Source organism: Pseudomonas sp. LBUM1641 (assembly GCF_059716235.1).
Genome location: NZ_CP166815.1, coordinates 883,000 through 896,575, shown reverse-complemented (window position 1 = coordinate 896,575; position 13,576 = coordinate 883,000). Strand labels below are relative to the sequence as shown.

At 58.2% G+C, this 13,576-nt stretch carries 13 protein-coding genes; 4 read left to right on the top strand and 9 right to left on the bottom strand.

Annotation, left to right across the window (positions count from 1 at the left end; translation table 11 throughout):
• Positions 1-50: 50 nt before the first annotated feature.
• The 5 genes from carA to grpE all read right to left on the bottom strand — a co-directional run bounded on the left by carA (position 51) and on the right by grpE (position 6,284).
• Complete coding sequence (gene carA, locus ACA046_RS03930; protein ID WP_497675945.1) at positions 51-1,187, bottom strand: glutamine-hydrolyzing carbamoyl-phosphate synthase small subunit; 1,137 nt, start codon at positions 1,185-1,187, stop codon at positions 51-53.
• Positions 1,188-1,446: 259 nt separating this feature from the next.
• Positions 1,447-2,253, bottom strand: coding sequence for a 4-hydroxy-tetrahydrodipicolinate reductase (dapB, locus tag ACA046_RS03925; RefSeq protein ID WP_459025962.1), 807 nt, complete (start codon positions 2,251-2,253; stop codon positions 1,447-1,449).
• Between the two features lie 10 nt (positions 2,254-2,263).
• A complete protein-coding gene (gene dnaJ, locus ACA046_RS03920) occupies positions 2,264-3,388 on the bottom strand; it encodes a molecular chaperone DnaJ (protein WP_063033218.1) in 1,125 nt (374 codons plus the stop codon).
• A 316-nt stretch (positions 3,389-3,704) separates the two neighbouring features.
• On the bottom strand, positions 3,705-5,621 hold the full coding sequence (dnaK, locus tag ACA046_RS03915) for a molecular chaperone DnaK (RefSeq protein WP_063033219.1): 1,917 nt from the start codon (positions 5,619-5,621) through the stop codon (positions 3,705-3,707).
• Positions 5,622-5,723: 102 nt separating this feature from the next.
• Positions 5,724-6,284, bottom strand: a complete 561-nt coding sequence (grpE, locus tag ACA046_RS03910; protein WP_497675944.1) for a nucleotide exchange factor GrpE — start codon at positions 6,282-6,284, stop codon at positions 5,724-5,726.
• Positions 6,285-6,537: 253 nt separating this feature from the next.
• Here grpE and recN point away from each other — a divergent pair, with 253 nt between their 5' ends.
• Positions 6,538-8,211, top strand: a complete 1,674-nt coding sequence (recN, locus tag ACA046_RS03905; protein WP_497675943.1) for a DNA repair protein RecN — start codon at positions 6,538-6,540, stop codon at positions 8,209-8,211.
• Positions 8,212-8,307: 96 nt separating this feature from the next.
• On the opposite strand, the gene fur is transcribed toward recN, so the two are convergent.
• Entirely contained in the window at positions 8,308-8,712 is a 405-nt protein-coding gene (fur, locus tag ACA046_RS03900) for a ferric iron uptake transcriptional regulator (RefSeq protein WP_003212228.1), read from the bottom strand.
• A 98-nt stretch (positions 8,713-8,810) separates the two neighbouring features.
• On the opposite strand from fur, the gene ACA046_RS03895 reads away from it, so the two are divergent.
• Positions 8,811-9,338 carry an outer membrane protein assembly factor BamE gene (locus tag ACA046_RS03895; RefSeq protein ID WP_167665363.1) on the top strand — a complete coding sequence of 176 codons (528 nt, stop codon included), beginning with the start codon at positions 8,811-8,813 and terminating at the stop codon, positions 9,336-9,338.
• Between the two features lie 62 nt (positions 9,339-9,400).
• Here the strand turns inward: ACA046_RS03895 and ACA046_RS03890 are convergent, their stop codons facing one another.
• Positions 9,401-9,715: an RnfH family protein gene (locus ACA046_RS03890; RefSeq protein WP_459025959.1), complete on the bottom strand. Its 315-nt coding sequence runs from the start codon at positions 9,713-9,715 to the stop codon at positions 9,401-9,403.
• Entirely contained in the window at positions 9,708-10,142 is a 435-nt protein-coding gene (locus tag ACA046_RS03885; protein ID WP_076013763.1) for a type II toxin-antitoxin system RatA family toxin, read from the bottom strand. Before ACA046_RS03885 ends, ACA046_RS03890 begins: the two co-directional genes overlap by 8 nt.
• A 167-nt stretch (positions 10,143-10,309) precedes the next feature.
• Here ACA046_RS03885 and smpB point away from each other — a divergent pair, with 167 nt between their 5' ends.
• A complete protein-coding gene (gene smpB / locus ACA046_RS03880; RefSeq protein ID WP_017478553.1) occupies positions 10,310-10,792 on the top strand; it encodes an SsrA-binding protein SmpB in 483 nt (160 codons plus the stop codon).
• Positions 10,793-10,847: 55 nt separating this feature from the next.
• On the opposite strand, the gene ACA046_RS03875 is transcribed toward smpB, so the two are convergent.
• Positions 10,848-11,615: an FCD domain-containing protein gene (locus ACA046_RS03875; RefSeq protein ID WP_063033222.1), complete on the bottom strand. Its 768-nt coding sequence runs from the start codon at positions 11,613-11,615 to the stop codon at positions 10,848-10,850.
• A gap of 261 nt (positions 11,616-11,876) precedes the next feature.
• Here ACA046_RS03875 and ACA046_RS03870 point away from each other — a divergent pair, with 261 nt between their 5' ends.
• Positions 11,877-13,571: a lactate permease LctP family transporter gene (locus ACA046_RS03870; RefSeq protein ID WP_497675942.1), complete on the top strand. Its 1,695-nt coding sequence runs from the start codon at positions 11,877-11,879 to the stop codon at positions 13,569-13,571.
• Positions 13,572-13,576 lie beyond the last annotated feature (5 nt).

The window sequence follows — 13,576 nt, the reverse complement described above, 5'->3', positions numbered from 1 at the left end:
AAGAGCCCGAGGGGGCCGCCGGTTTCCCGGGCCACCCTCAGGCCGCTCACTTAGCGTCGCTTGGCCATCTCATTGATGAAACGGTCGAACAGCGGTGCTACGTCGTTCGGGCCCGGGCTTGCTTCAGGGTGGCCCTGGAAGCTGAAGGCGCTCTTGTCGGTGCGCTCGATGCCTTGCAGGGAACCGTCGAACAGCGACTTGTGAATCGCCCGGACATTGCCCGGCAGCGTCGCTTCATCCACCGCAAAACCGTGGTTCTGGCTGGTGATCATCACAACGCCAGTGTCCAGATCCTGCACCGGGTGGTTGGCACCGTGGTGGCCGTGGCCCATTTTCAGGGTCTTGGCGCCGGAGGCCAGGGCCAGCAGCTGGTGGCCGAGGCAGATGCCGAATACCGGAATCTCGGTTTCCAGCACTTCCTTGATGGCCTTGATGGCGTAGTCGCAAGGCTCCGGGTCACCCGGGCCGTTGGACAGGAACACGCCATCCGGCTGCAAAGCCAGAACGTCGCTGGCCGGGGCTTGCGCCGGCACCACGGTCACGCGGCAACCGCGCTCGACCAGCATGCGCAGGATGTTGTGCTTGATACCGTAGTCGTAGGCCACAACGTGGTACGGCAGCTCGGAAGCTTCGATGGTCGCGTGGCTGTCGGTCTTCAAGTCCCAGACAGTGGAGCGCCACTCGTACTTTTCCTTGGTGCTGACGACTTTCGCCAGGTCCATGCCTTTCAGGCCAGGGAAACCTTGGGCCGCTGTAATCGCTGCTTCTTCGGAGATGTTGTCACCGGCCATGATGCAGCCGTTCTGCGAACCTTTTTCACGCAGGATGCGTGTCAGGCGACGCGTATCGATACCGGCGATCGCCACAACGTTGTTGGCTTTCAGGTAATCGGACAGGGACATCGTATTACGCCAGTTGCTCGCAACCAGTGGCAGGTCACGAATGACCAGGCCAGCCGACCAGACACGATCAGACTCGGCGTCTTCCGGTGTAGTACCGGTGTTGCCGATGTGCGGATAGGTCAGGGTAACGATCTGTTGGGCGTAGGAAGGATCGGTAAGGATTTCCTGATAGCCTGTCATGGCGGTGTTGAACACCACCTCTCCAACGGTCTGACCGTCGGCTCCAATGGCTTCGCCGCGAAAAATGCTGCCATCAGCAAGGGCGAGTATGGCTGGCTTAGTCAAGAAGACCTCCCGTAAATAAAGCCTGAAAGGGCGATCGCAGGTTGTAAAAAAGCGGAGTGACGTATGGACACGTCACCCCGCTTCTTCACCGAATTATTCTGCGCGCTTTTAGTGGACACACTAAAGCTGTAGCTTACAGAAAAAGGCTTTTTTGGTCCACCGCTAATGAGCCTTAAAGGCAGGGGAATGCGACAGGACGTCGCTTAGCGGGTAAAAACGGGGCCTTAGAATAATCCTGAGGCCCCGTTTTAGCTACTTCTTAATGCAGGTCCAGCACGTCACGCATGTCGTACAAGGCCGGCGTACGACCCTCCAGCCACAGCGCCGCACGTACGGCACCCTTGGCGAACGTCATGCGGCTCGACGCCTTGTGGGTGATCTCAAGACGCTCACCCTCGGTTGCAAACAGCACCGTATGGTCACCCACCACGTCACCACCGCGAACAGTGGCAAAACCAATGGTGTCGTGAGCACGAGCACCGGTGTGACCCTCGCGGCCGTACACCGCCACTTTCGACAGATCACGCCCAAGGGCATCGGCAATCGCCTCGCCCATGCGCAGCGCCGTACCGGACGGCGCATCAATCTTGTGCCGGTGATGAGTCTCGATAATCTCGATATCAGCCTCATCACCCATCACGCGCGCCGCCATGTCGAGCAGCTTCAGCGACAGATTGACGCCGACGCTGAAGTTGGCCGCGAACACGATAGGAATATCCTTGCCCGCCTCCACCAGCTGCTGCTTTTGCTCGGCGCTCAGACCGGTCGTTCCGATCACCATGGCCTTGCCCGCCTTGCGGCAGAACGCCAGGTTTTTCAGCATCACGTCCGGCAGGGTGAAATCGATCAGCACGTCGAACTCGTCGGCGACCTGTTCCAGATTGCCGGACAACGAAACGCCAATCCGCCCCAGGGACGCCAACTCACCTGCGTCCGCACCAATCAAGGTGCTGCCGGGACGAACAATCGCCGCCGTCAGCCCGGAGGCCGGCGAGCGCGCCTGTACGGCCTCGACCAGGGTTTTGCCCATGCGCCCGGCAGCGCCCATCACCGCGATACGTCGCATACTCACTTCCTTACAGGTCGCCGAAGAAACGCTTTACGCCTTCGAACCAACCAGTGGTCTTTGGCGAATGAGTGTCATCGCCGGCCAGGGAGCTGCGGAATTCCTCCAACAGTTCACGCTGACGACGACCCAGGTTCACCGGCGTCTCTACCGCCACACGACACATCAAGTCGCCAGCACCGCCACCGCGCACCGGCGCAACGCCTTTGCCACGGATACGGAACTGCTTGCCGGTCTGCGTGCCCTCAGGAATCTTCAGCTTGACCCGACCGTCCAGCGTCGGAATCTCAAGCTCGCCACCCAAGGCTGCATCGACAAAGCTGATCGGCACTTCACAGAACAGATGCTTGCCGTCACGCTGGAAGATCGAGTGCTCGCGCACATTGATCACCACGTACAGGTCGCCCGTCGGGCCGCCCTGAGTACCCGCCTCGCCTTCACCCGACAGACGAATGCGGTCACCGGTATCAACACCCGCCGGCACTTTCACCGAGAGGGTCTTGTACTCTTCGACACGCCCTTCGCCATGGCACGAATCGCACGGATCGGAAATGATCTTGCCCTGGCCATGGCAGCGCGGGCAGGTTTGCTGCACCGAGAAGAAGCCTTGCTGCATACGTACCTGGCCGATGCCGCCGCACGTCGGGCAAGTGATCGGCGAGGAGCCTTTCTTGGCACCCGAACCGTCGCACGGCTTGCAGTTTACCAGCGTCGGAACGCGGATATTAACGCTGGTGCCACGCACCGCCTCTTCCAGGTTCAGCTCCAGGGTGTAGCGCAAGTCGCTGCCACGCTGAGCACCGCCACGCTGGCCACCGCGGCCGCCGCCAAAGAAGTCGCTGAACACGTCGCCGAAAATATCGGAGAAGTTCTGACCACCGAAACCGGCACCGCCGCCACCCATGCTTGGGTCAACACCGGCATGGCCGTACTGATCGTAAGCGGCACGCTTGTTTGGATCACACAGGCATTCGTAAGCCTCGTTGGCCTCTTTGAACAGCTCTTCGGATTCTTTGTTATCCGGATTACGGTCCGGGTGGTGCTTCATCGCCAGGCGACGATAAGCCTTTTTCAGGTCCGCCTCGCTGGAGCCGCGCTCCACACCCAACACTTCGTAATAGTCACGCTTTGCCATAAGTCTTTGCACTCTTAAGGACGTCCGGCAAAACCCTCCTGAGCCTTGCCAAACTCGTTGAGCCCCAATACAGGCCCGGACCCAACTCACGTCAATTCAACGATCCTGGTCGTTACTGCTTTCAGCCGGCAACCGGCCAAAAACGCGGTGACTGTCGTCCGGAAAGCAGGAGCATTCCCGATCACACCGCCAGCATCCGAGCGTTGTCGCATGCTGTAAAAATTCGCGTACCCCAGACACGCCAACGCGGGAGCAAGCTCCCGCGCGGCGACATCCTACCAGTCACCGCTTGTGAGCGGTCAACCGGGCGACCAAGTTACTTCTGGTCTTTGACTTCTTCGAACTCGGCATCGACAACATCGTCGTGCTTGGCTTCAGGTTCTGCCTGGTGTGCAGCACCATCAGCCGGCTGGCCTTGTTCGGCGTACATTTTCTGAGCCACTGGCGCAGAGACTTTCGACAGCTCTTCAACCTTGGCTTCGATAGCGGCCTTGTCGTCGCCTTTAACGGCGGCTTCCAGGGCTACTACGGCTGCTTCGATCGCAGTTTTCTCTTCGGCAGTCACTTTGTCGCCAGCGTCAGCGATCATTTTGCGCGTCGAGTGAACCAGTGCATCACCCTGGTTACGGGCAGCGGCCAGCTCTTCAAACTTGCGGTCTTCGTCAGCGTTGGCTTCAGCATCACGGATCATCTGCTGAATTTCTTCCTCGGACAGACCCGAGTTTGCCTTGATCACGATCGACTGAGTCTTGCCGGTGGCCTTGTCTTTGGCGCCTACGTGCAGGATGCCGTTGGCGTCGATGTCGAAGGTCACTTCAATTTGTGGCACGCCACGTGGTGCTGGTGGAATCTCGGCCAGGTCGAACTTGCCCAGGGACTTGTTCTGACCGGCTTGCTTACGCTCACCTTGCAGCACGTGAATGGTCACGGCGCCCTGATTGTCGTCGGCAGTCGAGAACACTTGCGATTTCTTGGTAGGAATCGTGGTGTTTTTCTCGATCAGCGCGGTCATCACGCCACCCATGGTTTCGATACCCAGGGTCAGCGGGCTGACGTCCAGCAGCAGAACGTCTTTCACATCACCGGCCAATACCGCGCCCTGGATGGCAGCACCCATGGCAACCGCTTCGTCCGGGTTAACGTCTTTACGCGCTTCTTTACCGAAGAATTCGGTAACCAGCTTCTGAACCAGTGGCATACGGGTCTGACCGCCGACCAGGATCACGTCGTTGATCGCGCCAACGTCGATACCCGAGTCTTTCAGCGCAATGCGGCAAGGCTCGATGGTGCGTTGAACCAGGTCTTCTACCAGCGACTCCAGCTTGGCGCGGGAGATTTTCACGTTCAAGTGCTTAGGACCGGTGGCGTCTGCAGTGATGTACGGCAGGTTCACGTCGGTCGAATTGCTCGAAGACAGTTCGATCTTGGCTTTCTCAGCGGCCTCTTTCAGGCGCTGCATGGCCAGCGGGTCACCCTTGAGGTTCATGCCGCTTTCTTTCTTGAATTCGTCGACGAGGTAGTCGATCAGACGAATGTCAAAGTCTTCACCACCCAGGAACGTGTCACCGTTGGTGGCCAACACTTCGAACTGGTGCTCGCCATCGACTTCAGCGATTTCGATCACGGAAACGTCGAAGGTACCGCCACCCAGGTCGTAAACGATCACGGTGTGATCGCCCTTGGCCTTGTCCATACCGTAAGCCAGAGCGGCTGCGGTTGGTTCGTTGATGATACGTTTTACGTCCAGGCCAGCAATACGGCCGGCGTCTTTGGTCGCCTGGCGCTGGCTGTCGTTGAAGTAGGCCGGAACGGTGATCACCGCTTCAGTCACTGCTTCACCGAGGTAGTCTTCGGCGGTTTTCTTCATCTTTTTCAAGATTTCAGCCGAAATTTGTGGCGGCGACATTTTCTGACCGTTCACTTCAACCCAGGCGTCACCGTTGTCAGCCTTGGCGATTTTGTACGGGACCATCTTGATGTCTTTCTGTACGACTTCTTCGTCGAACTTACGACCGATCAGACGCTTCACCGCGTAGAGGGTGTTATGCGGATTGGTCACAGCTTGACGCTTGGCGGACTGGCCTACCAGGATTTCGCCGTCGTTGGCATAAGCCACGATGGACGGGGTAGTACGTGCGCCTTCGGCGTTTTCAATAACTTTGGATACGCCGTTTTCCAGCACGGAGACGCAGGAGTTGGTAGTCCCCAGGTCGATACCGATAATTTTGCCCATGATTTACTCTCCCGAAACTTAGATTTTTTTGCCGCAGCAGTGGTGGCTAACTGCGGCATGACTTAAACGCTTGACTTATAGATGGGGCCGTTACGACTTATTTCAAGCCTGCTCATCAATCGAAGGTGCAACAGTTGCAGGAGCTTTGCTCACTACAACCATTGCCGGGCGCAGCAAGCGACCGTTGAGCTGGTAACCCTTCTGGAACACCTTCAATACGCTGTTCGGCTCAAGATCAGCGTTTTCCTGCATCGCCATCGCTTGATGATGCTCTGCATTGAACGGCTCACCGCCTTGCGGATCGATGGCTTCCAGCTGATAACGCTTCAGGGTGTCCTGGAACATTTTCAGGGTCAGTTCGATCCCTTCGCGCATTGGGCGGATGTTCTCGTCGTCCGGGTTGGACAGCTCAAGGCCACGCTCCAGGCTGTCGATGATCGGCAACAGATCACCGGCAAATTTTTCCAGGGCGAATTTGTGAGCCTTTTCTACATCCTGCTCGGCGCGGCGGCGGACGTTCTGCAGATCAGCGGCAACACGCAACGATTGATCCTGTGCGCCGGCCAATTGCTCTTCGAGCACTTGCACACGAGCTGCCAGGTCTTCACCTGCTGCCTGGTTGGCGTCTGGATTTTGCGTATCCTGCGTCTGTTCGTCAGCCATAGATTTCTCCTTTCAAAATCATGCGCGAACTCGACTCGCGCTTCTGTTCCGGTATATGGGGCCACAATTTTCAGGTTCAAGGGTTGAGGCGTTACCAAAAGTCTTTCACTTGCCCTGGATCAATTCTTCCCGGTCATTCCCCGTCGCACTTAAAAAGCCAGCCATTCAAGCAAATCGGACTAAGCATCAGGATTGTCACCCCCAAACAAAACACTGTATAAATAACCAGACATAAAGCCTGGGAGCGGCCGTCATGCTGGTGCACCTGTCCGTACATAACTACGCCATCGTTGAACATCTGGATCTTGAACTGGATCGCGGGATGAGCGTAATCACAGGCGAAACCGGCGCCGGTAAGTCGATCATGCTCGACGCCCTGGGCCTGACCCTGGGTGATCGCGCCGACAGCGGCGTGGTTCGCCCGGGCGCCGACAAGGCCGACATCCTCGCCACCTTTGACCTGGCCGACATCCCGGAAGCCGAGGCCTGGCTTGCCGAGCGCGACCTTAATAATGAAGGCCCGTGCATCCTGCGCCGGGTGATCACTGCCGAAGGGCGCTCCCGCGGCTATATAAATGGCACACCCTGCCCGCTCGGCGACTTGAAAGCCCTGGGCGAGCTGCTGATCGATATCCATAGCCAGCATGAACACCAATCCCTGATGAAAACCGACACCCATCGCCGACTTCTCGACGAGTATGCCGGTGCCACCGACCTTGCACGCCAGGTGCAATTGGCCGCTCAGCGCTGGCGCCAAACCCGCCAGGAACTGGAGCGCCTCTCCAACTCCGGCGATGAGCAGCGCGCCCGCCACCAACTGCTCAGCTATCAACTGGAAGAGCTGGAAAGCCTGGGGCTCGGCGAGACGGAACTGGAGCAACTGGAGCAGGAACACAAAAACCTGACCAACGCCGAAACCCTGCTGGGCATTTGCCGGCAAGTGGTGGAACAGTGCAGCGAAAGTGATTCCGGCAATGTGCTCAACGCCCTGACGGCGAGCCTTAATCGCCTGTCCAGCGTGAACAATGCCTCCGGCTCGCTGAATGAAGCCACCACGCTGCTGACCAGCGCGCAAATCCAGGTTGAAGAAGCCGTGGGCGAACTGAACCGTTTCCTCGATCACTTCGATGCGGACCCGGCTCGCCTGCAGGATATAGAAGAGCGCCTGGACACCATCTACACCCTGGCGCGCAAACACCGGATCCAGCCGACCGAAGTCGCGACCATGCAGCAAAAGCTGCTGGATGAAATCGAAACCCTGAATGCCAATGATGAATCCATTGAGCGACTGGGCGAAGAATTGGCGTCCTTTGCTCGCCACTACCAGGAAAAAGCCCGAGAGCTGAGCGATCTGCGCCATCAGGCTGCCACTGGCCTGGCCAGTGCGGTAGAACAGGAAATCCAACGCTTGGGCATGCCCGGCGGGAGCTTCACCATCGAACTGCACACCAACACCAGCAACGAGCTGCTGCCTAACGGGCTTGAGCAGGTAGAGCTGCTTGTCAGTGCGAACCCAGGCCAACCACTCAAGGCATTGGCCAAAGTGGCATCCGGCGGCGAACTGTCGCGGATCAGCCTGGCGATCCAGGTGATCACAGCCCAGACCTCACGCGTGCCAACGCTGGTATTCGATGAAGTGGACGTCGGGATCGGCGGCCCGACTGCCGAAATTGTTGGTCAACTGTTGCGCCGACTGGGCGATCGCGGCCAGGTACTGACCGTCACCCACTTGCCACAAGTGGCTGCTCAAGGGCACCAGCACCTATTCGTGCACAAGGTACGGGGCAGCGATGCCACTCATACCGCCGTGTCCAAGCTGAACAAGACCGAACGGGTGGAAGAAGTCGCGCGGATGCTCGGAGGCATTGACCTGACCAAAGAATCCTTGGCTCACGCGAAGAAAATGGTGGTCACCGCGAAGGTCTAAGGCTCAGCTCACTGATCCTTTTCTTTCTATAGAAAGCACGAAGGCGACCCTAGGGTCGCCTTCGATCGTTTCGCAGAGCGAATCTGCGTAGCTTTCTTACTTTTTCTTACGTATGTAGAGAACCAGATTGTGGTCCACCAAATCGAATCCATGCTGCTCAGCGATCATGTGCTGGAGCTTCTCGATTTCCGGACTGGTGAACTCGATAACCTCATTGGTATCCAGGTCAACCATGTGGTCGTGATGACCGCCGTCGGCCAATTCAAATACTGCATGACCGCCGTCGAAATTATGACGAACCACCAGTCCTGCTGCTTCAAACTGGGTCAGTACACGGTAAACCGTGGCCAGGCCGACGTCCTCGTTAGACTCCATCAGTGCCTTGTATACATCCTCGGCACTCATGTGGCGCTGCTCAGCAGAATCGAGCATTTGTAGAATCTTGACTCGTGGCAGAGTCACTTTAAGACCGGCTTTGCGTAGTTCGCTATTTTCAACCATGGTTAGCTTTCTCGCGGATGCTGCTTCGCAGCTTCTCTTAATACGGGTATGATCGGCGTTTACGTTGTCCCAGCCAAGATAGTGGAAGTCGCCCACCGATGCAAAACACCAAGCTCTTGCTAACCAGTTTCACCTTTGTGGGACTGCTCGCACTCGCCGGTTGTTCATTCCCCGGGGTTTACAAAATCGACATCCAGCAGGGCAATGTCGTCACGCAGGACATGATAGACCAGTTACGCCCGGGAATGACCCGACGGCAAGTACGGTTTATCATGGGCAATCCCCTGCTGACCGACACATTCCATGCCGATCGCTGGGATTATCTCTATAGCATCCAACCTGGTGGCGGTGAACGCCAGCAGGAGCGGGTCAGTGTCATCTTCAATGGCAATGATCAGCTCACCAGCCTGTCGGGGGACTTCAAACCGGGCGTAAGCCGCGATGAAGCCTTGCTGGGCAAGGACAACGGCACCACCGCTCCTGCGCCCGCGCAGAACGAGGAGAAACCGAAGTCCGAAGTACCGGCCAAGCCTGGCTCCTTGCTGGACGAGATCCAGAAAGGCGTCGACGGCGTGCAAACCGTTCCGGTGCCAACTCCAGAACCTCTGGACGCCAGCCCGCAGTAAGTTTGTAACGCTCGATAAAAAGCCCGGCATGCCGGGCTTTTTGTTGCCTGCCGTTTCGCAAGCTATGAATTCTGCTGTTTTGCCTTGGCAGCCTTCGCCGCACGCAAGCGACGTATCTCCATCGGATCTGCCAGCAATGGCCGATAGATCTCGATTCGGTCTCCTGCCTGCACACAACGAACATCCGCGTCCGTCACCACCTTGCCGAAAATCCCTAAAGGGCAACTCTCCAGATTCAGTTCCGGGAATTGCGCGGCCATTCCAGAACCCTGCACCGCCGCCCTGAGGCTCGAACCCGGCGCTACTGCCAGGCTCATCAACACCTGGCGATCCACCGCGGCGTACACCACCTCGACTTCAACCAATGGCTCAGCCATGCATTTGCTTGGCGCGTTGGCAGAACGCGTCCACTAGCGTATTGGCCGCTTGATTGAACAACGGGCCCAAGGTGGCACGTACGATAGGGCCGGCATAATCGAACGACAGGTCCAGGCTGATCTTGCAGGCCTTTTCGTTCAACGCCTTGAACACCCACACGCCATGCAGCTGAGTGAACGGGCCTTCCTCGAGATTCATCTCGATGGACTGCCCGGGCACCAGCGTGTTGCGCGTGACAAAGTGCTGGCTCAAGCCGCCCTTAGCGACACCCACGCTGGCGAGCATATGCTCATCACTGCTCTCCAATACCTCGGCAGTCGAACACCAAGGCAGGAACTCCGGGTAACGCGCCACGTCGTTGACCAGGTCATAGAGCGCTTGTGCCGGGTAAGGCAACAGGGCCGAACGTTGAATATGCGTCGTCATGTGAGCGTTATTTCCACAGCTGAGCGGCAAACATCGCGAAAGGACAACAGGATTCGCGAAAGAAAAAATCAAAAAACAGCCTACATTGTCCGGGATTCATTCAACACGCTCAAGCACGCAGGTTGACCGTAGCCGACGCGCTCGCAACTCCCTATAATGCCGCCCCTATGGCTAAACAAAAGAAACACCCAACAGGGACCATCGCGCAAAATAAAAAGGCGCGACACGATTACTTCATCGAACATCGGTTCGAGGCTGGTCTGGTCCTGGCCGGCTGGGAAGTAAAAAGTCTGCGTGCCAGCAAGCTGCAACTGGTCGACAGTTATGTGCTGCTCAAAGACGGTGAGGCATGGCTGCTCGGCAGTCATATCACGCCGCTGATGACTGCCAGCACCCACGTGATTGCCGACCCGGTGCGCACGCGCAAGCTGCTGCTCAATGCTCGCGAGCTGGAAAAACTCCAAGCTGCGGTGCAGCAAAAGGGCTACGCCTGCGTCTGCCTGTCGTGGTACTGGAGCAAGCACCTGGTCAAGTGCGAAATCGCATTGGGCAAGGGCAAGAAGGAATACGACAAGCGTGACACCGAGCGCGAGCGCGATTCCAACCGGGAATTGCAGCGTGCCGTGCGTAACAAGGGCAAGGAAGACTGATTTTCTTGTGACTTGATGTGGCCGAGGGAGCCCGCTCCCTCAGCTACAACAATCGCTAGATCCCCTTGCGCCGCTCCGCCCGCGCCATGCGCTGAACCTCCTGACGCACTTCTTCCAGCACTTCCTGCACATACAGCAGGTGACGTGTTGAAACCTCCCGCGCCTGCTCGGCACGCCCTTCGATAATCGCCAGGTACAGATCACGGTGCTGATTGATCAGCATGTCCCGTGTTTCGGTACGCTGCTGATACATGCCACCAATGTTGGTCACCACGTTACGCTTGAGCAGATCGAACAGGCCGCGAATGGTATGCAGCAATACCGCGTTATGGCTGGCCTCGGCGATGGCCAGGTGAAACCTCGCATCCGCCGCGCCCTCTTCCGCCCGGCTCACTTCATCTGACCGCGTATAGCAATCCTGCAGTTCTTCGAAAGCCGCCGTCAGCCGCTCGCGGTCCACCTCAGTGGCGCGCAACGCTGCGTAGTACGCGCACGAAGCTTCCAGGGTCTGACGAAACTCCAAAAGGTCGCGTTGAGCCTCGGGATTATTTTCCAGCAGATGCAGCAGCGGATCACTGAAGGTTGAACCCAGCGACTCCACCACATAATTGCCACCACCCTGACGGCTGATCAGCAAACCTTTGGCCGCCAGTTTCTGGATCGCCTCGCGCAACGACGGACGCGACACCCCGAACTGCTCGGCCAGTGCGCGCTCGGCCGGCAAGCGCTCGCCCGACTTCAGCGTGCCCTCAAGGATCATGCCCTCAAGCTGCTCGACGATATCGTCAGACAAACGGCGCTGACGCACCTGATCAAACCCCATAACTCACTCTCCACCATCCCGACCACTCGCCGGGGCCCCTATTCTGGCCTATCGCCGCGCATCCGGCACCTATCAGAACGCCCTCGTTTCATCCGATCAGTACCCGTTTACGCCGACCTACGACCAAAGATTCACAAGCGGCAAATTGACACATCCCCCCGAAGGCTTTTAACCTAGCCAACAGCGATTGTAAATTGGTATTACCAATTACCCAAATCGCTAAAGCAGAGCCTGACCAACAACAATTAGGGGCCACCCCATATGCAAACCTGGCAACAGCTCTACAGCCCGCTCGGCAGCCTCGGCCTGTCCGCACTGGCCGCCGTCATTCCCATCGTATTTTTCTTCCTGGCCCTGGCGGTGTTCCGCCTCAAAGGCCACGTTGCGGGCAGCATCACCTTGGCACTGTCGATCCTGGTGGCGATCTTTGCCTTCCAGATGCCAGTCGACATGGCACTCGCCGCCGCCGGTTACGGCTTTGCCTACGGCCTGTGGCCCATCGCCTGGATCATCGTCGCCGCTGTATTCCTCTACAAACTGACGGTCAAGAGCGGCCAGTTCGAAATCATCCGCAGCTCCGTGCTGTCGATTACCGACGACCAGCGCCTGCAAGTGCTGCTGATCGGCTTCTGCTTCGGCGCCTTCCTGGAAGGTGCGGCCGGCTTTGGTGCACCGGTGGCGATTACCGCCGCATTGCTGGTAGGCCTGGGCTTCAACCCGCTGTACGCCGCCGGCCTGTGCCTGATTGCCAACACTGCACCCGTTGCCTTCGGTGCACTGGGGATTCCGATCATCGTGGCGGGCCAGGTGACGGGCATCGACGCGTTCAAGATCGGCGCCATGGCCGGCCGCCAATTGCCGCTGTTGTCGTTGTTCGTGCCGTTCTGGCTGGTGTTCATGATGGACGGCCTGCGCGGCGTCAAGGAAACCTGGCCTGCCGCGCTGGTTGCGGGCCTGAGCTTCGCCGTTACCCAGTTCTTCACCTCGAACTACATCGGGCCTGAACTGCCGGACATCACCTCGGCCCTGGCCAGCCTGATTTCCCTGACCCTGTTCCTGAAAGTCTGGCAGCCCAAGCGCAGTGCCGGCGCGCAAATCGCTGGCGCAACGTCTGGCACCGCCATCACCGCCAGCGCCGGTGGTTTTGGCCTGCCCCGCAATACTGTGGCTTCGCCTTACAGCCTGGGGGAAATTTTCAAAGCCTGGTCGCCGTTCCTGATTCTGACCGTGCTGGTCACCATCTGGACCCTCAAGCCGTTCAAGGCGATGTTCGCCGCCGGCGGCGCGATGTACAGCTCGGTGTTCAACTTTGCGATCCCGCACCTGGATCAACTGGTGATCAAGGTTGCGCCGATCGTTACCATGCCGACGGCCATCCCTGCGGTGTTCAAGCTTGATCCGATTTCCGCGACCGGCACGGCGATTTTCTTCTCCGCTCTGGTGTCGATGCTGGTGCTGAAGATCGACTTCAAAACTGGTCTGACCACCTTAAAAGAAACCTTTTATGAGCTGCGCTGGCCGATTCTCTCCATCGGCATGGTGCTGGCCTTTGCCTTCGTCACCAACTACTCGGGCATGTCATCGACCATGGCCCTGGTGCTGGCAGGTACCGGCGCAGCCTTCCCATTCTTCTCGCCATTCCTTGGCTGGCTCGGAGTTTTTTTGACCGGCTCCGACACCTCGTCCAACGCGCTGTTCAGCTCGCTGCAAGCCACCACCGCGCACCAGATCGGCGTCAACGACACCTTGCTGGTAGCGGCGAACACCAGCGGCGGCGTGACCGGCAAGATGATCTCGCCGCAGTCGATCGCCGTGGCATGCGCAGCAACTGGCCTGGTAGGCAAGGAGTCCGACCTGTTCCGCTTCACCCTCAAGCACAGCCTGTTCTTCGCGACGATTGTCGGGCTGATCACTTTGGCCCAGGCCTACTGGTTCACCGGTATGCTGGTGCACTAAGACCT